General features: G+C 37.6%; 21 protein-coding genes and 1 riboswitch. Of the genes, 13 read left to right on the top strand and 8 right to left on the bottom strand.

The window, feature by feature from the left end; translation table 11 throughout:
* The first annotated feature begins 300 nt into the window (after window positions 1-300).
* A complete protein-coding gene (locus JTI58_RS05695; RefSeq protein ID WP_205445794.1) occupies window positions 301-1593 on the top strand; it encodes a globin-coupled sensor protein in 1293 nt (430 codons plus the stop codon).
* Between the two features lie 173 nt (window positions 1594-1766).
* Here JTI58_RS05695 and JTI58_RS05690 read toward each other — a convergent pair whose 3' ends face one another.
* Entirely contained in the window at window positions 1767-3371 is a 1605-nt protein-coding gene (locus JTI58_RS05690) for an IS1182 family transposase (RefSeq protein WP_205442132.1), read from the bottom strand.
* An 817-nt stretch (window positions 3372-4188) separates the two neighbouring features.
* Here JTI58_RS05690 and JTI58_RS05685 point away from each other — a divergent pair.
* The 7 genes from JTI58_RS05685 to JTI58_RS05655 all read left to right on the top strand — a co-directional run bounded on the left by JTI58_RS05685 (window position 4189) and on the right by JTI58_RS05655 (window position 14788).
* The gene (locus tag JTI58_RS05685) at window positions 4189-5583 is read left to right on the top strand and encodes a protoporphyrinogen oxidase (protein ID WP_205445792.1); all 1395 of its coding nucleotides are present in this window, start codon (window positions 4189-4191) and stop codon (window positions 5581-5583) included.
* Between the two features lie 99 nt (window positions 5584-5682).
* Window positions 5683-5783, top strand: a riboswitch (SAM riboswitch).
* 89 nt (window positions 5784-5872) lie between these two features.
* Window positions 5873-7720: a bifunctional homocysteine S-methyltransferase/methylenetetrahydrofolate reductase gene (locus JTI58_RS05680; RefSeq protein WP_205445791.1), complete on the top strand. Its 1848-nt coding sequence runs from the start codon at window positions 5873-5875 to the stop codon at window positions 7718-7720.
* On the top strand, window positions 7713-11144 hold the full coding sequence (gene metH / locus JTI58_RS05675; protein ID WP_205445789.1) for a methionine synthase: 3432 nt from the start codon (window positions 7713-7715) through the stop codon (window positions 11142-11144). The genes JTI58_RS05680 and metH overlap by 8 nt, the downstream gene beginning before the upstream one ends.
* 95 nt (window positions 11145-11239) lie before the next feature.
* The gene (locus JTI58_RS05670) at window positions 11240-11740 is read left to right on the top strand and encodes a GNAT family N-acetyltransferase (protein WP_205445787.1); all 501 of its coding nucleotides are present in this window, start codon (window positions 11240-11242) and stop codon (window positions 11738-11740) included.
* A 109-nt stretch (window positions 11741-11849) separates the two neighbouring features.
* Window positions 11850-12881 (top strand): Delta(5) desaturase DesA, encoded by a 1032-nt coding sequence (locus JTI58_RS05665; RefSeq protein ID WP_205445786.1) that lies wholly within the window; start codon window positions 11850-11852, stop codon window positions 12879-12881.
* A gap of 130 nt (window positions 12882-13011) precedes the next feature.
* A complete protein-coding gene (locus tag JTI58_RS05660; RefSeq protein ID WP_431844394.1) occupies window positions 13012-14160 on the top strand; it encodes a sensor histidine kinase in 1149 nt (382 codons plus the stop codon).
* Window positions 14161-14176: 16 nt separating this feature from the next.
* On the top strand, window positions 14177-14788 hold the full coding sequence (locus tag JTI58_RS05655) for a response regulator transcription factor (RefSeq protein ID WP_205445782.1): 612 nt from the start codon (window positions 14177-14179) through the stop codon (window positions 14786-14788).
* 45 nt (window positions 14789-14833) lie between these two features.
* On the opposite strand, the gene JTI58_RS05650 is transcribed toward JTI58_RS05655, so the two are convergent.
* The 3 genes from JTI58_RS05650 to JTI58_RS05640 all read right to left on the bottom strand — a co-directional run bounded on the left by JTI58_RS05650 (window position 14834) and on the right by JTI58_RS05640 (window position 17363).
* Window positions 14834-15808 carry a proline dehydrogenase family protein gene (locus JTI58_RS05650; RefSeq protein ID WP_205445781.1) on the bottom strand — a complete coding sequence of 325 codons (975 nt, stop codon included), beginning with the start codon at window positions 15806-15808 and terminating at the stop codon, window positions 14834-14836.
* A 74-nt stretch (window positions 15809-15882) separates the two neighbouring features.
* Window positions 15883-16635 (bottom strand): ABC transporter permease, encoded by a 753-nt coding sequence (locus JTI58_RS05645; protein ID WP_205445779.1) that lies wholly within the window; start codon window positions 16633-16635, stop codon window positions 15883-15885.
* Window positions 16632-17363: an ABC transporter ATP-binding protein gene (locus JTI58_RS05640; protein ID WP_205445778.1), complete on the bottom strand. Its 732-nt coding sequence runs from the start codon at window positions 17361-17363 to the stop codon at window positions 16632-16634. Before JTI58_RS05640 ends, JTI58_RS05645 begins: the two co-directional genes overlap by 4 nt.
* Window positions 17364-17457: 94 nt before the next feature.
* Here JTI58_RS05640 and JTI58_RS05635 point away from each other — a divergent pair, with 94 nt between their 5' ends.
* On the top strand, window positions 17458-17958 hold the full coding sequence (locus tag JTI58_RS05635) for a methylated-DNA--[protein]-cysteine S-methyltransferase (protein WP_205445776.1): 501 nt from the start codon (window positions 17458-17460) through the stop codon (window positions 17956-17958).
* Window positions 17959-17982: 24 nt separating this feature from the next.
* On the opposite strand, the gene JTI58_RS05630 is transcribed toward JTI58_RS05635, so the two are convergent.
* The 3 genes from JTI58_RS05630 to JTI58_RS05620 all read right to left on the bottom strand — a co-directional run bounded on the left by JTI58_RS05630 (window position 17983) and on the right by JTI58_RS05620 (window position 19994).
* Complete coding sequence (locus tag JTI58_RS05630) at window positions 17983-18243, bottom strand: hypothetical protein (protein ID WP_205445774.1); 261 nt, start codon at window positions 18241-18243, stop codon at window positions 17983-17985.
* Between the two features lie 96 nt (window positions 18244-18339).
* A complete protein-coding gene (locus tag JTI58_RS05625) occupies window positions 18340-19638 on the bottom strand; it encodes an ammonium transporter (protein WP_205445772.1) in 1299 nt (432 codons plus the stop codon).
* A gap of 14 nt (window positions 19639-19652) precedes the next feature.
* On the bottom strand, window positions 19653-19994 hold the full coding sequence (locus JTI58_RS05620) for a P-II family nitrogen regulator (RefSeq protein WP_205445770.1): 342 nt from the start codon (window positions 19992-19994) through the stop codon (window positions 19653-19655).
* Window positions 19995-20306: 312 nt separating this feature from the next.
* On the opposite strand from JTI58_RS05620, the gene JTI58_RS05615 reads away from it, so the two are divergent.
* From JTI58_RS05615 to JTI58_RS05600, 4 genes are all read left to right on the top strand, one after another.
* Complete coding sequence (locus tag JTI58_RS05615) at window positions 20307-21767, top strand: nicotinate phosphoribosyltransferase (protein WP_205445769.1); 1461 nt, start codon at window positions 20307-20309, stop codon at window positions 21765-21767.
* A gap of 19 nt (window positions 21768-21786) precedes the next feature.
* Window positions 21787-22611, top strand: a complete 825-nt coding sequence (nadE, locus tag JTI58_RS05610) for an NAD(+) synthase (protein ID WP_205445767.1) — start codon at window positions 21787-21789, stop codon at window positions 22609-22611.
* Window positions 22612-22771: 160 nt separating this feature from the next.
* Window positions 22772-23092: an NAD synthetase gene (locus tag JTI58_RS05605; RefSeq protein ID WP_205445765.1), complete on the top strand. Its 321-nt coding sequence runs from the start codon at window positions 22772-22774 to the stop codon at window positions 23090-23092.
* Between the two features lie 207 nt (window positions 23093-23299).
* On the top strand, window positions 23300-23935 hold the full coding sequence (locus tag JTI58_RS05600) for a nitrous oxide reductase accessory protein NosL (protein ID WP_205445763.1): 636 nt from the start codon (window positions 23300-23302) through the stop codon (window positions 23933-23935).
* Between the two features lie 58 nt (window positions 23936-23993).
* On the opposite strand, the gene JTI58_RS05595 is transcribed toward JTI58_RS05600, so the two are convergent.
* Complete coding sequence (locus JTI58_RS05595; RefSeq protein ID WP_205442132.1) at window positions 23994-25598, bottom strand: IS1182 family transposase; 1605 nt, start codon at window positions 25596-25598, stop codon at window positions 23994-23996.
* Between the last annotated feature and the right edge of the window lie 116 nt (window positions 25599-25714).

Genomic DNA, 25714 nt, shown 5'->3' with positions numbered 1-25714 from the left:
TAAAATGATTAATGTATATGAGTGATTTTGAAAAGAAGCATACGTAAATAAATTTACTGCTAGTCATGTAGTGACTATATCTGTTTGTTGAGAACAAATGACCTTATGAGGATTGAACAAATGGGTACTCGACACACTTTTGGAGGCAGTGTGTCATTTGAAATTGTACGAACCGATGTAACCATTAAATCTGGCCAAAGTTATTTTATCGGTATTTTTTCATGTATTCATCAATATGTTAAAAGGGATTTGATGTTTCTCAGCCTGATGAAAGTAAACGGAATGAAAGAGGGAAGATGTGTGATTTTTCAAAAACAGAGAAAGACGAAGGTATTGGATTTACAGCAATACACAGTGAAAATGGATTTGTCTTCTCGCCAATCAATGGCGAAGCAAATTGATATGCTGAACTTAACGAAGAAAGACTTACAATATTTAAAAGCTTTCCAGCCATATGTTATGGACAATGTAGATCACATCGTAAACCGTTTTTACAACATGATAGGAACAGAGCATCATTTGGTAGATATTATTAGTCATCATAGTTCTGTAGAAAAGCTTAAAGTAACATTACGGCAACATATTATTGAAATGTTTAACGGAACCATTGATGAGTTGTATTACCAAAGGCGTGTAAAGATTGCAAAGGTGCATGTCCACATTGGGCTTAGAACACAGTGGTATATCTGTGCATTCCAAGATTTATCGATATCATTTATTGATTTAGTCGAAAAAAATATAGAGTTTCCACAAGATCAATTTAATACGATCAGAGCTATATCGAAAATTTGTAATTTTGAGCAACAACTTGTTTTAGAAGCTTTTGAAAACACGGTGGAACAGCTGAAGGAAAAAATGGTGCATGAAAAAGATGCGATTGAACGACAGATTGTAGATTCTTCGGAAGCTCTTGCAACAATCTCGCAGGAAACAAATAATTCATTTTGCTGCTTAAGCAAACAATCTGACGAAATTAAACAATTGGCCAAAAAATCACTCGAAGTGTCTACATTGGCTGAAAATCAAGCACTTGAGGGTCGCGAACGTTTAAAAAATCAATCACAAAATATGCTCAATATTATTCATTCTCTTCATGATATAGAAGAAAATATTGAACAATTATCAGGTATGTCTAGGGAAATGGAAACAATCATGAGTGTTGTGACCAATATTGCGAATCAAACGAATCTGTTGGCTTTGAATGCTGCAATTGAAGCAGCACGCGCTGGGGAAGCAGGGAAGGGCTTTAGTGTAGTGGCTGACGAAGTGCGTAAATTATCGATTCAAACAAAAGAATCAGTTACAGCGGTTGCTTTGTTATTGAAAAAAACGGGTGAACGAACCGAGAAATTAGAGCATTCTTTGACAAATATTCAAGATGAAGTAGCAGCTGGTGAGGAAAATATGTTACAAACTGAAGGTCAATTTACGAGTATATTGGGAGCCATGACAGAAGCAAAAGATCAAAATGATTGTATGGCAACGAAAATACAAGCAATTGTAGGCATATTAAGTGAATTAGGCACTTCATTTACTGAGGTAACGAATTCAGCAGAAAAATTAGCGAACTTTGCGCAAAATTTAAAAGGATAGACTACTAACATTTACATCTATTTGTATTTTTAGAAGTATTAAACACTATAGTACCTATTAAAATGTTTGTTGTGTAAATATTGCAATAGAGGATGGGTCTTTTAGAGATTCAGAAAGCAAGAGGCTGGGACATAACTAGCTTCAATTAGTGAGAAATCCTAATTTGAATTCATTCAAATTAGGATTTCTCTATTTTTTATGTTGTCTCCATACCTAATGGCTGTGAATTTTCTTAAATTCACAGCCATTAATGCCAGACCTATTTCATTTTTAACCTTCGATTTTCCTCGAACAGAAAATCGAGTGAAACGCAAATTAGCTTTCAAGAATCCAAAAACTGGTTCCACGTCAATTTTGCGTTGACGATAAATGGTACTCGTTTTTTCTTCTGAAAGCTTTGTTCTTACATATTCTTTTTGCTGTTCCCACTTCTCATTCACTATTAACTTACGATTATTTCCTTCTTTTGCTTTTGTACATAATGAACGGAATGGGCATTCGGAACAGTCTTCACATTCGTATACCTTAAACTCGCGCGTGAAATCATATTGATCCGTTTTCGTGGTACGATATTTAAATACAAGCTGTTGTTGGTTCGGGCATGTGTATTGATCATTTTCTTCATCATAATCCCAGTATGCTGTATTGAATTCGTTTTGTTTATACTTTTTCTTTTGTTCTTTTAAATACAAGTTATACGTAATTAAGGCTTCTCGTTTACGATTCGAAAGGATATCATCATAATTTTGTTCGCTACCATATCCAGCATCTGCGACAACGTGTTTTGGTAGTTCAAAATAATGTTGTTCGATTTCATCTAAAAACGGGATTAAGGTACGTGTATCCGTTGGGTTCGAATAGATACTATAGGCAAGCACATATTGACCTTCTGTTGCGACTTGGATGTTATAACCTGCTTTCAATTGACCATTTTTCATATAGTCATCCTTCATTCGCATAAATGTGGCATCTGAGTCCGTCTTGGAATAACTATTTCGCATGCCAAAGATTTCAAAGTCTTTTTGATATTTTAGTTTACGTACAATATAGTCGATTAATTGTTTGCGTGCTTGCTTTGGGAATTTCCGTTCGGCTCTTAAAGCTTTTCGCGCAGCTACATCCGATGAATCCTCTATTTTTTGATCATACGCGGAAATCACTTCGTCTACTTTTTCTACCATCTGGGCGAGCTCTTCTACTGCTAATTCTTCTACATTTTCTCGTTCAATTTCTGGTATGATTTCTTTCTCGAGTAGCTCATCGTATAACTGGTTTGATTTTTCAATTAATCCGTTATGATATTTCTCGATGGATTTTTTCCACACGAAAGTAAATTTGTTCGCATTGGCTTCGATCTTTGTTCCATCAATAAAAATAGCTTCCTGATCAATTAATTCTTCTTGGACCAACTGGCAACGGAATTGGACAAAACATTGGCGGATCAACTCTTTCATTTCTGGTTGAACACGAAAACGGTTGATCGTGCGGTAGCTTGGTTCATACCCTTGAGCTAGCCACATCATCCGAAGACTATCTTTTAATAGGGCTTCAATTTTACGCCCTGAGAAGACAGATTGTGTATAAGCACATAAGATAATTTTAAGCATCATGCGTGGATGGTAGGCGGGACAGCCTTCATTTCGAAGGAATGGTTCAAACGCTTCAGGCGAGATACTTTCAACTAGATGGTGGACATGGAAGGCAATATCATTTTTTTGTAATGTTACTTCTAAATCTAAAGGCAAAACTAATTGATTCATGTTATAATTTTTAAACATAAGGATCCTTCTTTCTGTATAATTTTGTTGTGGTGACTTAATTTTATCAGAAGTGATCCTTATTTTTTTATGAAAAAATTTAAAGCCTGTGAAATTTTACTGATCGTAAAATTTCACAGGCTTTTTAATTTAGAGGTGGGTTTTGTCCCTGCCTCTATATGTTGTTGAAAAAAGAGGATGTCAACGGCAGAAAAGGCAACTTTGCAGGGTGAGGGGTTGATTTCCGTTCCGCCAGCGTCCTTTCCAGGGGGCGTCCGATGAGCCGCTTCACTCACTTACGTTCGCTCCAGGGTCTCCTCTGTGACGCTAAATCCCCTAGGAGTGACGCTGGCTCCAATCCAATCAAACATGCTGCAAAGTGTCTTTACTTTTTTTCATAGTAGCATAGCGATCAAATCGCCCATTATCTGTATTCTTAGCGGGGATAAGCTCTTATTTTCAGTGTGGAGAAGTGATGCGTGACAACACCTCTTCATAAAGAGTAGTGAGCACCTTCACTTTATTTGAAAACCTTTGCTAAAAAGTTAGTGGGTTGAAGTGGAAGGCTACTTGACTCCCGTGGGATAGCGAGACAGGCGAAGCCCTGCACGGAGCGGTAGCGGAGGAAGCGATTCGGCGCTCGCCCACAGGAAAGCAAGTAGCCTGCAACGGAAATCCATTTCTACCTTTCAATTGACTGTTTTGTTTTTCAACACTAAGGAGAGCTATTTCACTGATGAAATAGCTCTATTTTTGCTAAATTTGTAAAGGGTTTAACGTAATTTTCAATGAAAAAAAGATTATACTGTAGAAAGAACTAAAAATAGGGGCGGTTACTATGAAAACAGTTGTTGTTTTAGGCGGCGGAATTACAGGACTATGTACAATGCATTATTTACAACGTCAAGTGAAGGAGAATAATTTAGATGTTCGTCTAGTGCTTGTAGAAAAAAATACATATTTAGGAGGCAAATTATATTCAGCACATGAACAAGGTTTCATCATGGAAACAGGTGCTGATTCTATTGTAGCCCGTCATCAAGGCGTTATGGAACTCGTACAGGAGCTTGATTTTGAAGCGGAGCTAGTTTACAACGAAACAGGTATTTCTTATATTTATACGAATAATGAGTTACACGCTATACCAACAGATTCAACATTTGGTATACCGATGAGTTTGGCATCCTTAGAAGAAAGTACACTTATTTCAGAGCAAGGAAAAAAAGAAGCGTTAAAGGATTTGACATTACCAAACTACGGCTTCACAAAGGAAAGTTCAATAGGAGAATTTTTAACTTACTATTTAGGGGAGGAACTTGTGGAAAATCAAATTGCACCAGTACTTGCAGGTGTTTATTCAGGCGATTTACATCAGCTTTCCATTGGCTCTACTTTACCGTATTTAATTGATTATAAGAATAATTACGGAAGTATTATTAAAGGTTTTGATGCGAATCGTGAGCAATTTGTTAAAGCAGCGAACAAAAAATTTATATCCTTTAAAAATGGTTTATCTTCTTTAATTGATCGACTTGAACAAACATTATCAGATGTAGAAATCATCAAGGGCGTTACTACTCTAAATGTTCAAAAACAAGATAAAAACTACACAATTACCTTAGCTAATGGTGAAAATATTGAGTCAGATTATGTCGTTTTAGCATTACCGAATGATGCTGTTCAAAATCTACTACAGGATGAATCTTTAAACCGCTATTTTGACCAATTTACGACAGCGTCAGCCATTACCATCTATTTAGGCTTTGATGTGCCAGACTCTAGATTGCCAGCAGATGGAACGGGCTATATTGTTTCGCATAATTCGGATGTTACTTGTAATGCAGCAACCTGGACGAGTCGTAAATGGAAGCATACATCGAAAGAACATAAATTACTTGTACGACTCTTTTATAAGAGCATCAATCCAGCCTATGAGCAATTACGTGCCATGACGGATGAAGAATTGGCAGCTGTAGCTTTAGAAGACGTGAGGAAAAGCCTAGGAATTGAGGAACAGCCAACAGTTGTGAATGTAACAAAATGGATTGATCAAATGCCTAAATATGATCTAGCTCATCGTGAAGCGTTACAAGGATTACTACAGGAATTACATGAAAAGTATCCACATTTATCGATTGCTGGGTGCTCATATTTTGGCGTAGGTATCGGCGCTTGCATTCAAAACGGGAAAAAAATTGGTGAAGAGCTTGCGAAGGAACTTGCCAATTTCTAAGGTTTTAAGTGGAAAAAAACTTTGTTATGTGAAATAGTCTTGACTCATTCGTCAGTAAACGATATGATTCTTTTAATTATTTAAAAAATTCATACTTAATTCTTATCAAGAGAAGCAGAGGGACTGGCCCATTGAAGCTTCAGCAACCAACTTTATTGTCAGGTGCTAAATCCAGAAGACCATTGAGTCGAAGATGAGAAGGAACAACAATGATGAATCGTTAAAGCCTTCTTTTTTTATGAAAGAAGGCTTTTTATTATATAGAGACATAGGAAGAGAGGCTAGTTTTATGGGATTGCTTGAAAGGTTAAAAACGCATGTATTGACAGCAGACGGTGCAATAGGCACAGTGCTATATGGCTATGGATTGGAGTATTGCCATGAGGAAATGAATGTTCAGAGACCTGAGTTAATTGAAAAGATTCATAGAGAATATATTGCAGCTGGTGCTGACATCATTCAAACGAATACGTACGGTGCAAATGCCATTAAATTAGCTCGCTATGGATTAGAATCACGGGTCCAACAATTTAATGAAGCGGCTATTACCATTGCAAAACGAGCAGCGGCAGATGGCGGTCAATTTGTCTTAGGAACAATTGGTGGTATTCGAGGAATTCGTAAAAGTGATGCAACATTAGATGAAATATTAGCGACAGTTGAAGAGCAAGCAAATGTTTTACTTGCAGGAAATCCTGACGGCCTTTTACTCGAAACCTATTATGATTTTGAAGAATTAACTGCAACCTTAAAGATGCTACGTGCAAAAACAAATTTACCGATTATTGCACAAGTATCTATGCATGAGCCTGGTGTTTTACAAAATGGAATGTCTTTAAATAATGCCCTGCATGAGCTAGAAACACTCGGTGCAGATATCGTGGGTGTCAATTGTCGACTAGGTCCACATCATACGATTCAAGCATTTGAAGGTGTAGAACTTCCTAACAAGGCATTTATGTCTGCCTATCCGAATGCCTCACTTCTTGACTTAGAAGATGGACGTGTCGTTTATGAATCAGAATCGGATTATTTTGGTCGAGCGGCTGTCGAATTACGTGATCAAGGCGTACGCTTAATAGGGGGCTGCTGTGGTACGACACCGAAACATATTGCAGCAGCAAAGAAGTATTTAGAAGAGTTATCACCGGTTCAGGAGAAGCATGCGAAACCTGAAAAGATTGAGATTGTTCGTGAAGCAGAGCCACCAAAGTATGAGCCTCTTCATGAAAAAGTAAAACGTGAACGCTCTGTCATAGTAGAATTGGATACACCTAGACATTTAGAGATTGATGGGTTCCTTGAAGGAGCAAAGCAACTGTATGATGCAGGTGCAGATGTAGTCATGATGGCAGACAATTCACTGGCCTCTCCACGTATTAGCAATATTGCAATGGGAGCATTGTTAAAGAGTACACACGGTGTACGCCCACTAACACATATTACATGTCGAGACCGTAATTTAATTGGTCTACAATCGCATTTAATGGGATTAAATGCTTTAGGTATTCATGACGTGTTGGCCGTTACGGGTGATCCAACAAAAGTTGGAGATTTCCCAGGTGCGACAAGTGTTTATGATGTATCTTCAATGGAGTTAATCCAATTAATTAAGCAGTTAAATGAAGGGGTTTCTTTCTCAGGCAAGCCACTTCGTAAAAAAGCAAATTTTTCAGTTGCTGCTGCATTTAATCCAAATGTCCGTGTGTTAGATCGTGCTGTGACACGCTTAGAGAAGAAAATTGAGCATGGAGCAGACTACTTCATTTCTCAACCAGTGTATACGAAAGAAAAAATTGTAGAAATTTATGAGGCAACAAAGCATTTACAAGCACCAATTTACATCGGCATTATGCCTGTTACGAGTTATAAAAGTGCTGAGTTTTTACATCATGAAGTGCCAGGTATCAAATTATCTGAGGATGCCTTAGCAAGAATGAAGGCATGTGGGGAAGATAAGGAACGGGCAACATTGGAGGGAATTGCTATTGCCAAAGAATTAGTAGAAGTGGCTGCGCAATATTTCAATGGTATTTACCTTATTACACCGTTTTTACGTTATGATGTGACCCTAGAGTTGATGAAATATATAGAGCAATTGGATGAACAGAAAAAAGGAGTAAGTATACATGGCTAAGCACTCGATTGAAGAGCAACTAGAGAAACGTATTTTAATTCTTGATGGCGCAATGGGAACAATGCTACAAAACGAAAATTTATCAGCAGAGGATTTTGGTGGCGAGGAGCTTGATGGCTGTAATGAAAATCTTGTCCTTACTAGACCTGATGTCATTGAGAAAATTCATCACAAATACTTAGAGGCAGGCGCAGATATTATTTGTACAAATACATTTGGTGGGACGCCTCTCGTGTTAAATGAATATGATCTTGGCGCAAAAGCCGAAGAAATTAATAAGCGTGCAGTGGAAATTGCTCGCCAAGCAGTGGATAGTTATTCGACATCGGATTGGCCACGTTTTATCGCAGGGGCTATGGGACCAACAACAAAAACGTTATCAGTTACAGGTGGTATTACATTTGATGAGCTAGAGGAAAATTTCTTTGTACAGGCAAAGGCATTAATTGAGGCAGGAGCCGACGTTCTGTTATTAGAAACAAGTCAGGATATGCTCAATGTCAAAGCAGGCACCCTAGGCGTAAAGCGTGCTTTTGAGGAAACTGGAAAAGAACTACCAGTCATGATTTCCGGAACAATAGAACCAATGGGTACGACACTTGCAGGGCAAACAATTGATGCCTTTTATATTTCAATCGAGCATATTAAACCATTATCAGTTGGCCTAAACTGTGCGACAGGACCAGAGTTTATGACAGATCATATTCGTTCATTAGCAGAGCTTTCAACAGGCTATATTAGCTGTTACCCGAATGCAGGCTTACCAGATGAAGAAGGATGTTATCATGAATCACCAGAATCGCTATCGCAAAAATTAAAAGGTTTTGCAGATAAGGGTTGGCTTAATATTGTAGGTGGATGTTGTGGAACGACTCCAGCTCATATTGCAGCCATTCGCGAGGTTTTAAAAGATGAACAACCTCGTCAATTACCTGAAAAAACACATGGTCATGCGGTATCGGGAATCGAACCCTTATTGTATGACGATTCTATGCGTCCGTTATTTATCGGGGAGAGAACAAATGTTATCGGCTCTCGTAAATTTAAGAATTTGATCATTGATGGAAAGTTTGAGGAGGCAGCAGAGATTGCACGTGCACAAGTAAAAAATGGTGCTCATGTAATCGATATTTGTTTAGCCAACCCTGATCGTGATGAATTAGCCGATATGCGTGGATTTATGCAGGAGGTTGTAAAAAAGGTTAAGGTGCCTCTTGTGATTGACTCGACTGATGAAAAAGTTATTGAGGAAGCGTTAAAGTTTTCTCAAGGGAAAGCCATCATTAACTCTATTAATCTTGAGGATGGTGAAGAACGATTTGATGCAGTAATGCCACTCGTGAAGAAGTACGGAGCCTCATTGGTAGTTGGAACCATTGATGAGATAGGAATGGCCGTTGATCGTCATCGCAAGCTTGAAATTGCTGAACGTTCCTATAAACTATTAACTGAGAAATGGGGACTTGCACCGGAGGATATCATTTTTGACCCGTTGATGTTCCCTGTAGGAACTGGGGATGAACAGTATATTGGTTCAGCCCTTGAAACGATTGAAGGTATTCGTCTTATCAAAGAAAAATTGCCGCAGACATTGACGGTACTTGGCGTAAGTAATATCTCATTTGGTTTACCACCAGTTGGCCGTGAAGTATTGAATGCTGTCTATCTCTATCATTGCACACAGGCAGGCTTAGATTATGCCATTGTGAATACAGAGAAACTGGAGCGTTATGCATCCATTCCTGAAGAGGAAATTAAACTTGCAAATGACTTGCTATTTAATACAAATGATGAAACATTAGCTGTGTTTACAGATTTTTATCGTGATAAAAAGAAGGAAAAAACGGAAGCGGATATTCCGAAAACGGTTGAAGGTCGTTTAGCTTACTATATATTAGAAGGTACCAAAGAAGGCCTAATAGAGGATTTAGATGCTGCACGAGAAATCTTTGAGGCACCGCTGGATATTATTAATGGCCCTTTAATGGAGGGCATGGCTGAGGTAGGTCGATTATTTAATGATAACCAGCTCATTGTAGCGGAGGTTTTACAATCAGCAGGTGTAATGAAGGCCGCTGTTGCTCATTTAGAGCAATTCATGGAGAAGGATGAAGAGAGCGCTGGAAAAGGGAAAATGGTACTTGCTACCGTAAAAGGTGATGTCCACGATATTGGGAAAAACCTTGTTGATATTATATTAAGTAATAATGGCTATAAGGTTGTCGATTTGGGCATTAAAGTAACGCCTGCCCAATTGATTGAAGCGATTCGTAAGGAAAAACCAGACTTTATTGGGCTGTCAGGTTTACTAGTGAAATCAGCGCAACAGATGGTCATTACTGCTCAGGATTTTAAAGAGGCGGGGATTGATGTACCTATTTTAGTTGGTGGAGCTGCACTTTCTCGACGTTTTACTGAAACAAAAATTGCAGATGAATATGGCGGTCCTGTTATTTATTCAAAGGATGCCATGCAAGGCTTAGAGCAAGCTAATTTATTAATGGGTGAGGGGACACGTGCAAATTTCTTAGCAGAAATTGAAGAATCCCGTCAAAAACGTTTAGAGGCCGATGAAAAAAGAGCTGCTCGTCCCGCAAAAGAGGTAACAATAAAGCCTGTACGAACAGTAAAAGGAGCGCCAGTATTTTTACCAGCCGATTTACGACGTCATGTAAAAAAAGACTACTCCGTATCGCATTTATATCCTTATGTTAATATGCGTACATTACTGGGACACCATTTAGGCTTGAAAGGGCAAGTTCAGCAATTGCTTGAAGCGGGCGATTCAAGAGCGACAGAGCTAAAGGATTTAGTAGATGATTATTTAAAAAGTGATCTATTAAAGCCATCAGGTTTGTATCAATTTTTCCCTGCTCAAGCAGATGGTGATGATGTCGTTGTGTATGATCCGGCTGATAGTCAGATAGAAATTGAGCGTTTTACCTTCCCTCGTCAGCAGGTTGAACCATTTTTATGTCTTGCAGATTTCTTAAAAACAGTAGAGAGCGGTGAAATGGACTATATTGCGCTCATGGTAGTAACAGCAGGTCAGGGAGTTATGGCTAAAGCTCGCCAGTTAAAAGAGGATGGTAAATTCCTTGAAAGCCATGCCTTACAATCGACTGCATTAGAATTAGCAGAGGGCTTTGCTGAACGTATGCATCAGGAAATTCGTGACCAATGGGGCTTCCCTGATGCAACAGATTTCACTATGAGAGATCGTTTTGCAGCAAAATATCAGGGACAACGTTTTTCATTCGGTTATCCTGCATGTCCTAACTTGGAGGATCAAGAAAAACTATTCGGCTTATTAAAACCCGAGGATATTGGCGTTCATCTTACAGAAGGCTTTATGATGGAGCCAGAAGCATCTGTATCTGCAATCGTTTTTGCTCATCCTGATGCTCGCTACTTCAATGTTTAAGGCATAAAATAGGAGGAGATAGATAGTCAATGCAATGACTGTCTATCTCTATTTCATTGCGGATGATGACAATTTGGTTAAGGGAAGTGAGCAGGATGATTCGATTCATGGAAGAAAAAGATATACCTGAGGTTTTGGACATCTATAATGATATTATTTTAACAAGCAAGGCGGTCTACCGATATGATATACAAACTTTAGATGAAAAAGTACAATGGTTTAAGGAGCAACGAGTATTAGATAATCCTTTGCTTGTATTTGAGGAAAATGGGCTTGTCGCTGGCTTTGCTACCTATAGTCAATTCCGTCCTTATCCAGGTTATCAATATACAATGGAGCATTCCGTCTATGTGCATAAAGAGCATTATCAAAAGGGGATTGCTACAAAGCTTATGCACAAGCTGATAGTGATTGCTGAAGAAAATGGTGTGAAAACGCTTGTCGCTGGCATTGATGGAGAAAACATTGGTAGTATTAAAGCACATGAAAAATTAGGTTTTGAATATGCGGGGACAATCAAAAATGCAGGCTATAAGTTTGAGCAATGGCTAGACCTTGTGTTCTACCAACTGCATTTGACTGGAACGAAATCATAAAAGGATATGACAAATGTCATATCCTTTTTGTGATGTTTGCGTCTGTTGCTGACTTGTACTCTTGTTTTATGATGAGGTCATAAGAAAAAAAGAAACGAGGGAGTAAAAGATGGCAACTATTAAAGAAAAAACAAAAAAGTTACGCCAAGATGTAGCGCCATTTGCTAAATCAGATACGCGTAAAAGTGTTTTTCAGATTATAAATACAATTGTTCCGTTAATTGCATTATGGGTGGCTGGTTACTTGTTAGTGGATGTATCACCTTGGCTAACAGTCGGCTTAAGTGCCATTTCAGCAGGTTTTGTCGTACGAACTTTTATTATTTTTCACGATTGTACACACGGGTCATTTTTCAAAAGTAAAAAGGCAAACGACTGGGTTGGATTTTTTACTGGGGTGCTAACATCATTCCCCTATGAAAAATGGAAACGTGAGCATACAATTCACCATGCAACAAGCTCAAACTTAGACAAGCGTGGTATTGGTGATATTGATATGATGACAGTGGAAGAATATATGCAAGCCTCAAAAGGTCAACGTCTATGGTATCGCTTTTATCGTAATCCATTTGTTATGTTTGGTTTAGGGCCACTTTATATGGTACTTGTTTTAAATCGTTTTAATCGTAAGGATGCTAAGAAGAAGGAACGTTTAAACACAATTTTAACGAATATCGTCATGGTCGGAATTTGTGCAGCTTTAATTTTCTTCATGGGCTGGCAAGCGTTTTTATTAGTGCAAGGCGTTACTTTATTTATTGCTGGTTCTTTAGGAATTTGGTTATTTTACATTCAGCACACATATGAAGATTCTTACTTTGAACATGATTCTGAGTGGGATTATGTTAAAGCCGCAGTAGAAGGTAGCTCATATTATAAATTGCCAAAAATTTTACAATGGGTAACAGGGAATATTGGTTTCCATCATGTTCACCATTTAGCCCCTCGTGTACCTAACTATAATCTTGAAAAGGCACACAATGAAACACCGCCATTACACATGGCAACTACGATTACTTTACGTACAAGTTTAGAATCACTACGTTACAAGTTATATGATGAAGAACAAGGTAAATTTGTTACGTTTAAAGAGGTAAATGAAATTATAAAACGCAAAGCAAGAGGCAGTATTGCCGCTTAGTTGATAACAGCCATCTCTGCAAGGGAGATGGCTGTTTTATGTAAAGAGAAGAGTCTTAGTCAAAGCGTGTACAGGCATAAATTTAATTTTCTTGTTATAATAAGGGAAAAGTAGGAAAGAGCGTGAGATTATGTTGAGGAAATGGCATAGTATTATTCCGAATAGTCCTATGCTCAGTGTATATTTGTGGATTATTTTTTGTTTCCTACCGTTTTTCTTCATTTTTAGGAAATCATCTTATATTGAAATCTCGATAGGGATTACGTTTTTAATGCTTTATTTTATTTTCTATCGATTTTCCATGAATTCGAAAAGCGGTTTAGTTTATATGTGGATCAGCTTTGAAATGGTCATCAATATTATCATGACCATCTTATATGGCTATGTGTATCTATCCATTTTCACAGCATTTTTTATTGGCAATATCCGAAGACCCGTCGGCTTTTATATTATGTATGGTCTACATATTGGGTTTACAGTTATTTCTACCGGAGCTGGCTTCTTTGTGGAGCTTCACCTATTTTTATCGCAGCTACCTTTCGTTGTGTTAACCATTTTAGCTGTTGTCCTTTTACCGTTAACGATTTATTCCAAAAATAAACGTGAAAATTTAGAGGGGCAGTTGGAAACGGCTAATGAACGGATTGCTGAGTTAATTGTTTTTGAGGAACGACAACGGATAGCTCGAGATTTACATGATACATTAGGGCAAAAATTGTCCATGATTGGTTTGAAGAGTGATCTAGCTTCTAGGTTGATTGAACGAGATCCTCAGCAGGCTTTGATTGAAATTAAGGATATACGCCAGACGGCTAGTATTGCTTTAAAAGAGGTTCGGGAATTAGTGTCAGATATGCGCACGGCAAAATTTGAAGATGAGTTAATGCGTATTTCACAAATACTAAAGGCGGCTGAAATGGAGTTTGTCTTTGAGGGTGATAAAAACGCATTGCAAGTTCCCCCACTTGTAGAAAATGTTTTATCTATGTGCTTAAAAGAGGCGGTTAATAATGTTGTTAAACATAGTGGGGCATCAAAATGCGAAATTGCTTTCCATCAAAATTTTAAAGAAGTTTACTTAGTAGTGCGAGATAACGGACAAGGCATTACGAAAAAACAAGCATGGAGAACTGGTAACGGATTGAAAGGAATGCGGGAACGTTTAGAGTTTATTAATGGGTCCTTTAAAATTGAAAGTGTTGAGGGCACTACATTAACGGTAACTATCCCAGTAGCTATTACGCATCAGAATGTCAAAGACAATCTGAAGAACATATAGAAAAGAGGATTGTGACATGATACGAATTGTGATTGCTGAAGATCAGGGGATGCTATTAGGCGCGCTTCGCTCTTTACTTAGTATGGAGGAGGATATGGAGGTCGTTGGCTTAGCAAAAAATGGTGAGGAAGCATTGATGCTTGTGGAAGAGCATCGACCTGATATTTGTATTATGGATATTGAAATGCCAGTTAAAACTGGACTAGACGCTGCAGAAGAAATACATAGCACTGGCTCAGATTGTAAAGTTATTATTTTAACTACATTTGCTAGACCAGGTTATTTCGAGCGTGCTAGAAAAGCGAGTGTAAGAGGCTATTTATTAAAGGATAGCCCTATAGAGGAGTTAGTAAGTGCAATCCGTACAATAATGGATGGTAAACGTATTTATGCGCCAGAGCTCGTTGATTTTGTCTATGAAGATGATAGTGAGAACCCTTTGACGGAGCGAGAGAGTCAGGTACTGACACTTGTGGCAGAGGGCAAGACGACAAAGGAAATTGCTGCAGAGCTGTTTTTGTCTGCTGGAACGGTTCGTAACTATATTTCAACGATTTTAGAAAAATTAAATGTTGGCAATCGAATTGAGGCCATTGCGCGCTTTAAGGAAAAAGGATGGAATAAATAAAATGAGAACCTTATCGCATCATAAGCGACAAGGTTCTTTTTAATTTTACTTTTTGCTTTTTGTTAAACGTCCCAGAACGAATGCACCTGCTGCTACTGCAAGAACTGTATTCGTTTTTTTCGTAAATACTTGTTTTGTGACAAGGTTAAGATTTTGAGGACGCTCAGCTAAACGGCGCATGAAATAGCCGTACCAATCTTCGCCGAATGGCACGTACACACAGAAGTTATAGCCTTCTTTTGCAAGTTCTTTTTGCATATCAGTACGGAAACCATATAGCATTTGGAATTCGAATTTGTCTAGTGGGATATTATGATCAGCTACAAAGCGTTTTACGTGCGCAATAATATTGTGATCATGTGTTGCGATTGACGTAAATTTGCCGTTTAGTAGGTGATATTCAATTAACTCAATAAAGTTTAAATCAATATCTAATTTATCTTGATAGGCCACTTCTACTGGCTCTTTATAAGCACCTTTTACAATACGTAAACGGTAGTCCTTGAATTTTTCAATATCGTCTTTTGCACGGTAGAAGTATGACTGGATGACTGTACCAACATTATTAAATGTTTTAGATAATTCCTCCACCATATCAAAGGATGTTTGTAGACGGCCATAGTCTTCCATATCAAAGTTAACAAAGATATCATATAAAGCGGCTTTTTCTACAATTTCATACAGATTGTCATAACAAAAATCAACATCAATATCTAAACCTAATTGAGATGGCTTTAAAGAAACATGTGCAGCTACACCGTTTTCATGAATAGCTTCAATCACAGCAAGGATTTTTTCTTTAGCAGCAGTTGCTTCTTCTTTACTTGAAACAAATTCACCTAGGTTATCTACTGTACAAGAAATATTATGTGCATTTAGTTCTTTGATGCTTGCAATTGTTTCTTCGATATTTGTACCAGCTACTACACTTTGTGCTCCTAATTTTAGGCCATATTTCTTTGCAGCACTATTTAATAGTTGGTTCTCAGATAAATGGATGAAAAAATCGCGTAATAACATGGTCATTCTCCTAACTGCATTTTCTTTTTAGTATAACATAAATTATTTAAACTATATTCATTTCAGCCTAACAATTATTTCATTTCAAGTAATTGCATACGTTCATTAAATAGCGCAGGATAGCTTAAAAAACCAATCATAATACTGGATAATGTTGCAGTTGTTAAGAGAGCAAAGATGATTAAAAGTTGAAATTGGACCGCATGAATAGGGTCAGCTCCCCCGATAATCTGACCACTCATCATACCTGGTAGCTGTACTAAGCCGATTGTTTTTTGACTCTCAATAGTAGGAATCATACTAGCTTTTATGGCATTAATCAATTGGCGATGAATCGCTTGTTTTGGAGTGCCACCTAGCGATAAAATTAGTTCCATTTGATCTTTCTGACTAGTAATTTCAGCTATAAAACGATTTAAGAATAAAATGGATAGCACCATGGAATTACCGATTAACATCCCGCTAATCGGGATGATATACTGAGCAGTTGCTGGAACAATTTTAAAGCCTAGCAAGACACCTTGTGTAACCATTTCTATCACAATAAGCGTCAGTGCTATTTTCCAAGTGATTCCTTTTATACCTGTTCCTTTTTTCCTTGCATTGAAGGTAGCAACGATAATCATTAGCGCTACCATGAGAAAAATATAGATGTAACTATTTGCGTCAAAGACAAATTTTAATATATAGCCGACTGCAAGCAATTGAAAGATGGAGCGCAATGTTGCAATGAGCGTATCTTTTTCAAGCTCTAACTTTAATATTTTGGATAAGAGTAAAGGAATACAAACAAAAATTAATGTCAGTGATAAAGCTGTATAGGTCATTTGTTTACCCCCTGTACAAACTCTGCAACACGTGGATTCGTTGGTGCACTGAGCAAAGTACTTTTACCAGTTTCAATTAACTCCCCATTCATCATAACCCATGTATAGTGACCAATCGTTAATGCTTGTTGCAAATTATGCGTAATCCAAATCATGGTGACATTGTATTTTTTGTTAATGGTGACAATCAATTTTTCTATGTCCTGTACGGATTGACGATCCAGGGCAGATGTTATTTCGTCTAATAATAAAATAGAGGATTGATTGATAAGCGTCCGTGCAATAGATACCTTTTGACGTTGTCCGCCTGATAGTTCATTTGTAGATTGATGTAAGAAGCTTTCGTTTAACCCAACGTCTTCTAAATATTGAACAGCCTCCTGTTGCGAAAGTTTTTGTCCTTGCAGTGTACGGGGAAGGGCGAGATTCTCTAACACTGTACCTGCTAGCATAGGAGCTGCTTGTAAAGCAATGCCAACATGTCTTCTTAAAGCTGTAGGCTCATATGTAGAAATAGGCTGATTATTAACGAGTATATGCCCATTTGTTGGTGAAAGAAGGCCATTACATAATTTAAGTAACGTTGTTTTACCAGCACCAGAAGGGCCAACGAGAGTGGTGATTTGCCCTTTTGGAAATGACCCAGTAATTGACTTTAAGATCATTTTATCATTTACTGAAAAATGAACTTGTTGAAAGTGAATGGCAGGCTCATATAACGTATTCATCTATTGAAACTCCTTTGTTATAGTCAGTAAAATAACTGTAGCATGACATGACTGGAAGCTGCAGTTGAAATAGAAGAAAGAAGGGGATTTGGGAATGGAAATATTGTATTTCGATACATTAACGTATGCACAAGGTGATATGTATGTAGTGGCTTCAGACAAAGGCCTTGTTTATATAGGCACCCCCAATGCATCATTCGATGAAGTGCAAGATTGGGCTAAAAAACCCTTTAAAGGATATTGCTTTGAAGAGAGTTCAGAAAAATTGCAACCATATAAAGATCAGCTAACAGCTTATTTTAAGAAGGAACTTACTGAGTTTGACCTGCCAATCCATGTGAAAGGAACAACATTTCAATTAGCAGTTTGGGATGCTTTAAAGGAATTACCCTATGGGACAACAACGTCCTATGGAAATATCGCACAACGCATTGGTAATCCGAAAGCAGTTAGAGCTGTAGGGACTGCTATTGGAGCAAACCCAATACTAGCGATTATTCCATGTCATCGCGTCATTGGTAAAAATGGTCAATTAACAGGCTTCAGAAGTGGACTAGCTATGAAGCAGTTTTTACTTGAATTAGAGAAGGAATAGATCGATTGAAGCGAAATAATTTAATTATAAAAGGTAATCGGTTGCTAAATTAAAGGGAAAGAGCGGCTCTAACAAAGGAAAGAGCGCTTTTGGTAAGGAAAAGAGCGGTTCAAACAAAGGAAAGAGCGCTTTTGATAAGGAAAAGAGCGGTTCAAACAAAGGAAAGAGCGCTTTTGGTAAGGGAAAGAGCGGTTCAAACAAAGGAAAGAGCACTTTTGCTAAAAAATTGATCGCTTTTAGTAAAATAAAGAGCACTTTTTCTATAGATTCGATCACTTCAAACAAAGAAACTTGCCTCCTCCGTAAATGAACAAGGTAGGAGTTCACCAAAAAGAAATCTGCCCCACTATCCAAAGATAAAGGAGCAGATTTTTCTATTTGCTATACATGTTGTTCTTCTTGAACATTATTCTGTGTTTTACCGAAATGTGTTAAACGATGAGCAAAGGTTTCTCCTCGTACAGCAGAGCTTTTGAAAATATCTTGGTATTCATAGGCAGGCGTTCCGTGTTCCATTACATCTAACCCAGCAATTTCTTCTTCAGCCGTTACGCGTAGTGGAATAAATGCTTTGATGATCAATAAGCCAACTGCTACTGATACACTAACCCAAGCAATAGTTGCAATAACACCGATTGCTTGAATACCAAATAGACCAATACCACCGCCGTAGAATAAGCCTTGACCTCCAACATCAAATAGACCAACTGCCAGTGTTCCCCAAATACCACAAATACCATGAACAGCAATCGCTCCAACAGGATCATCAACTTTTAGTTTCCACTCTAGGAAGCGTACTCCTTCGACAAGTAGGGGTGCAGCAATTAAGCCAATGATAAGCGAGCCAAAAATGCTGACATTTGCTGCACCAGCAGTAATCCCTACAAGCCCTGCTAATGCGCCATTTAATGTAAGAGAGCCATCGATATGTCCGTAACGGAATTTTGTATAGAAGGCAGTAGCCACTACACCAGCTGCTGCTGCAAAAAATGTATTGGCAATAACACTAGGAACTAGCTCTGGATCGGCAGCTAACGTAGAAGCACCATTGAAGCCGAACCAACCAAACCAAAGTAAAAATACGCCTAAGGCTCCTAATGGAATACTGTGTCCTGTAATAACATTTACTCGACCATTTTCATATTTACCAAGTCGCGGTCCAACCATGACAGCTGCGACAAATGCTGCCACAGCACCTGTTAAGTGAACAACTGTCGAGCCAGCAAAGTCAACAAAACCTAAATCTGTTAACCAACCTTGCCCACTCCAAACCCAGTGGCCTACTACAGGATAAACAACTAAAGACATAAGTATAATGATTCCGACATAAGCGAAAATATTAGTACGTTCTGCTACAGCACCAGATAAAATAGTTGCTCCTGTTGCAGCAAACATTGTTTGGAAGATAAAGAAGGAAAGATCATCCACCCCTTTTAAAGCAAAGCCGCTAGTGCCGAAAATGCCACCTACTGTGTCGCCAAACATAATGGCGTAGCCACATAAAAAATAGACGATGCCACCTAGGGAAATGGTAAGGAAATTTTTCATGATGATATTGACTGCATTTTTCGAGCGGGTAAAACCTGCCTCGACCATGGCAAAACCTGCGTGCATAAAGAATACTAAAATAGTGCCAAGCATCACCCAAATTAAATTAACAGATAATAGTACTTCATCCATCTATATCGCCCCCTTTATTCTACTGCAATCGATCCGACTTCTTTTGTTCGGATACGAATTGCTTGTTCTACTGGATAAATGAAAATCTTCCCGTCCCCAACTTTACCAGTTGCTGCTTCACGCAATAAAATCTCTACGATGGCATCAACTTTTCTGTCGTCCACAATCATTTCTAATTTTAATTTAGGTAAAAATTCGATTTCATACGTATTGCCGCGGAAGAGTCCCGTTCTACCTAGCTGACGTCCACAACCAGCAATTTCAGAAACGCTTAACCCTGCAATACCTTCCTGTGCAAGTCCATCCCGAACTGCTCCAAAAACTTCAGGTCGAATGATTGCTTCAATTTTTTTCATGTGTACCAGCTCCTTGCGTGAATTTAATTTACATGTTAAAACGGTATTAAAAACAGTGCAATTGTTTTTTTAGAATATATGTAAGGTTACTTAACACGTAATATTTCTATACTCGAAATATTTTAGAAAAAAGGTTTTTATAAAGGGAATGAAAGCGGTACTAAAATTTGTGTCTAAAATGTGTACAGTTCTAAATTTTCTGACTATTTATGTTAGAAAACCTAACATCTATAAGAGTGAATGTAATACGCAAGAATTTGGGTATATAGTGTATACTAGGACTAATTATCAAAGCGGAAGAAGGGGTTTCTTTTGAGATCAAACTATGCAGATGATAGCTTAGCGCTACACACAGACTTATATCAAATCAATATGGCAGAATCCTACTGGGCGGATGGCATACATAATAAAAAAGCAGTTTTTGAATTGTATTTTAGAAAATTACCTTTTGGTAATGGCTATGCCATATTTGCTGGGTTAGAGCGAATGCTTGATTATCTACGTGACTTTCATTTTAGTGAATCGGATATTGCGTATTTACGTGATGAAGTAGGTTATAAAGAGGATTTTATCGAGTATTTAAAAAACATTCGATTCACAGGGGATATGTATTCCATGGTAGAAGGGGAGTTAGTTTTCGCTAATGAACCAATTGTCCGAATTGAAGCTCCGTTAGTGGAGGCACAGCTAATTGAAACAGCATTACTTAATATTGTTAACTATCAAACATTAATTGCCACAAAGGCTAGCCGTATAAAGCAAATTATCAAAAATGAAGTGGCGATGGAATTTGGGACAAGGCGTGCACAAGAGATGGATGCTGCTATTTGGGGAACGCGTGCAGCGTTTATTGGAGGTTTTGCTTCCACAAGTAATGTTCGAGCAGGTAAACTTTTTAAGATTCCTGTCTCTGGTACACATGCCCATGCGTTAGTACAAGCTTATAAAAATGATTATGATGCATTCCATGCTTATGCAAAACGTCATCGTGATTGTGTTTTTTTAGTAGATACTTACAATACATTGAAATCAGGTGTGCCAACTGCTATTAAAGTAGCTAAAGAGCTAGGAGACAAAATTAACTTTATTGGTATACGTTTAGATAGCGGTGATATCGCGTTTTTATCAAAAGAAGCTCGTCGTATGTTGGATGCTGCAGGCTTCCATGATGCCAAAATCATTGTCTCGAATGATTTAGATGAATACACAATCTTAAATTTAAAATCTCAAGGAGCAAAAGTAGATGTTTGGGGAATTGGTACAAAGCTTATTACAGCTTACGACCAGCCTGCATTAGGTGCTGTTTATAAAATGGTGGCTATCGAAAATAGCGAAGGGCAACTTGAAGATACAATCAAAATTTCGGCTAATGCGGAAAAGGTATCAACGCCGGGATTAAAGAATGTCTATCGTATTATCGATAAAAAGAATGGAAAGGCAGAGGGAGATTACATCACAATGCACGATGAAAATCCTCAAGCTGAGGAACGTATTAAAATGTTCCATCCAATTCATACGTTTGTCTCAAAGTTTGTCACGAATTTTGAAGCAAAAAATTTACATCAGCATGTTATTAAAAACGGAGCTATAAATTATCAAAATCCTACATTAGAGGAAATGCGTGATTATGCTACGGAAAATTTAGAATTGTTATGGGATGAATATAAGCGTGCGATGAATCCAGAAGAGTATCCGGTCGATCTCAGTCAAAAATGCTGGGATAATAAGATGCGTAATATTGAAGAAGTGCACGCGATGGTTAAACGAATGTAAAAAAGGAGTGACAGGGGCAATGACTTTACAACAACAAATTATTGAGGAATTACGTGTATTACCTAATATTGATGTACAGGAAGAAATACGTAAATCCATTGATTTTTTAAAGGAATATGCAAAACGCTATAGCTTTGTAAAAGGATTTGTTCTTGGTATTTCTGGTGGTCAAGATTCAACATTGACAGGAAAACTAGCGCAGTTGGCGATTGATGAATTAAATGCAGAAGAGGGAGAAATGAAGTATTCATTTTTCGCTGTACGTTTACCATATGGCGTACAAGCTGATGAACAAGATTGTCAGGATGCCATTGATTATATAAAGCCAACAAAAGTTTTTACGGTAAATATAAAAGATGCTGTTGATGCTAGTGTGAAAGCTCTAACAAATGCTGGTGTTGAGCTGAATGACTTCGTGAAAGGGAATGAAAAAGCTCGTGAGCGTATGAAGGTCCAATATTCAATTGCTGCAATGAATGGAGCGGTTGTGTTAGGAACGGATCATGCTGCGGAAGCTATTACAGGCTTTTATACGAAGTTTGGAGATGGTGGAGCAGACTTAATGCCAATCTTTCGTTTAAATAAACGACAAGGAAAACAATTGTTGGCAGAACTTAAGTGTCCTGAGCATCTTTATAAAAAGGTGCCGACAGCAGATTTAGAAGAAGACCGTCCCTCATTACCAGACGAAGTGGCGCTAGGTGTGTCGTATGATCAAATTGATGATTATTTAGAGGGTAAAGAAATTCCTGAAGAACCTCGCCGAATATTAGAAGGATATTATTTGCGTTCCCAACATAAACGGCATATGCCGATTACAATATTTGATGATTTTTGGAAGTAAGATGAGCGAAAAGAGTTATAAAGAAAGTGGATTCCGCTTTTGAAAATAGCTCTTTTCACTCTTTTTTTATGCATTTTGGTTCTATGTTGTTAATTGTCAGCATATAATGTCGATATAATTACCTATAAGGATAATAAAATGTAGGGGAGGGTAACTTTTTATGAGGACTTCTAGAGTGAGTGCAACGACAAGTAGTGTTTTTCGGCAGGAACAACAGTATTTACATGCGGGTGATCTCAGCCATAATTTTAGTCAAAATCCACAAAAGCAATTTAAAAATAGATTACAAAAAAATAAAGAGAAGACGCATAGTTCAACGATTGCTTCAGCAAATTCACAACCACATCAACAGATCGCACCTAGCCATGTAGATAGTGCTAGTGATTTGCAAATTCGTCGTGAATTAAATGAAACGGCATTAAAGCTAAGTCGTTTAAACAAACAAAAGAAGCGACTCAATAGTTACCGTTCTTCCATATAAGCCAAACTCTCCACATCCGTGTGGGGAGTTTTTATTTTTGAGGAGGAAGTAAATGAAAGCACTAAATTCAAAATATTTGAAGTGAAGATGTTCATTTAATGTTCAAGAAAATTTTTCCAATATTTCACTGCGATTTTTAACTAATTTCACAACTAATCTGTAATGTAGGATATGGCAACAGAAAAACGAAATTTGGAGGAAAACGTTGTGAAAAAATTATGGTTACCTGCACTAATATTATTATTTGTACTTGCAGCATGTGGCAGCGAAAAAGCCCAGGTAGAAGAAAATGAAGTTGGGCAAGAAGCGATGCAAAATGAATCAGAAACCGTGAAAAATTCTGTACAAGTTGCTTCGCTAGTAGATACACGATTACAAGAGCCGAAGGAAGATACAATTTGTGAAATGTGTAACATGAAGGTTTATATGAAAGATCATGAGATGGGCGTATTTTCAGCACAAGCAATAAAAGAAGATGGAACCATCGCTTTTTATGATGATATTGGCTGTTTATTAAATGCAGAGGTTGCAAATGAAGAAAAAAACGAAAAATTTGTGCGTGATTTTGTGACGAAAGATTGGGCAAAGATTGAAGATGCAACCATTGTAAAAACAGAGCTGAAATCTCCGATGAATTGGGGCTATATTTATTTCGTGGACAAGGCTGAAGCAGATAAATATATGCAAGAAAATCCGAAAGCTTATGTGGAGGAACTACAAAAAATTAAAGAGGACGCATTGGAGAGACGGAAGAAAATGATGCAAAAAAAGGCTGAGGAAGAAAATGATGCATCTGGATCCATGCATTCGAATGAGATGAATCAAGAAGGACACAGTCATTAAATCATGAGGCTGGGACATAACTAGCTTCAATTAGTGAGAAATCCTAATTTTAATTCATTCAAATTAGGATTTCTCTATTTTTTATGTTGTCTCCATACCTAATGGCTGTGAATTTTCTTAAATTCACAGCCATTAATGCCAGACCTATTTCATTTTTAACCTTCGATTTTCCTCGAACAGAAAATCGAGTGAAACGCAAATTAGCTTTCAAGAATCCAAAAACTGGTTCCACGTCAATTTTGCGTTGACGATAAATGGTACTCGTTTTTTCTTCTGAAAGCTTTGTTCTTACATATTCTTTTTGCTGTTCCCACTTCTCATTCACTATTAACTTACGATTATTTCCTTCTTTTGCTTTTGTACATAATGAACGGAATGGGCATTCGGAACAGTCTTCACATTCGTATACCTTAAACTCGCGCGTGAAATCATATTGATCCGTTTTCGTGGTACGATATTTAAATACAAGCTGTTGTTGGTTCGGGCATGTGTATTGATCATTTTCTTCATCATAATCCCAGTATGCTGTATTGAATTCGTTTTGTTTATACTTTTTCTTTTGTTCTTTTAAATACAAGTTATACGTAATTAAGGCTTCTCGTTTACGATTCGAAAGGATATCATCATAATTTTGTTCGCTACCATATCCAGCATCTGCGACAACGTGTTTTGGTAGTTCAAAATAATGTTGTTCGATTTCATCTAAAAACGGGATTAAGGTACGTGTATCCGTTGGGTTCGAATAGATACTATAGGCAAGCACATATTGACCTTCTGTTGCGACTTGGATGTTATAACCTGCTTTCAATTGACCATTTTTCATATAGTCATCCTTCATTCGCATAAATGTGGCATCTGAGTCCGTCTTGGAATAACTATTTCGCATGCCAAAGATTTCAAAGTCTTTTTGATATTTTAGTTTACGTACAATATAGTCGATTAATTGTTTGCGTGCTTGCTTTGGGAATTTCCGTTCGGCTCTTAAAGCTTTTCGCGCAGCTACATCCGATGAATCCTCTATTTTTTGATCATACGCGGAAATCACTTCGTCTACTTTTTCTACCATCTGGGCGAGCTCTTCTACTGCTAATTCTTCTACATTTTCTCGTTCAATTTCTGGTATGATTTCTTTCTCGAGTAGCTCATCGTATAACTGGTTTGATTTTTCAATTAATCCGTTATGATATTTCTCGATGGATTTTTTCCACACGAAAGTAAATTTGTTCGCATTGGCTTCGATCTTTGTTCCATCAATAAAAATAGCTTCCTGATCAATTAATTCTTCTTGGACCAACTGGCAACGGAATTGGACGAAACATTGGCGGATCAACTCTTTCATTTCTGGTTGAACACGAAAACGGTTGATCGTGCGGTAGCTTGGTTCATACCCTTGAGCTAGCCACATCATCCGAAGACTATCTTTTAATAGGGCTTCAATTTTACGCCCTGAGAAGACAGATTGTGTATAAGCACATAAGATAATTTTAAGCATCATGCGTGGATGGTAGGCGGGACAGCCTTCATTTCGAAGGAATGGTTCAAACGCTTCAGGCGAGATACTTTCAACTAAATGGTGGACATGGAAGGCAATATCATTTTTTTGTAATGTTACTTCTAAATCTAAAGGCAAAACTAATTGATTCATGTTATAATTTTTAAACATAAGGATCCTTCTTTCTGTATAATTTTGTTGTGGTGACTTAATTTTATCAGAAGTGATCCTTATTTTTTTATGAAAAAATTTAAAGCCTGTGAAATTTTACTGATCGTAAAATTTCA

The sequence above is a fragment of the Lysinibacillus fusiformis genome (assembly GCF_016925635.1).
GTDB classification, from domain to species: Bacteria; Bacillota; Bacilli; order Bacillales_A; family Planococcaceae; genus Lysinibacillus; species Lysinibacillus fusiformis_F.
The sequence above is the reverse complement of the archived record's forward strand: the minus strand, read 5'-3'. Positions and strand labels throughout refer to the sequence as shown.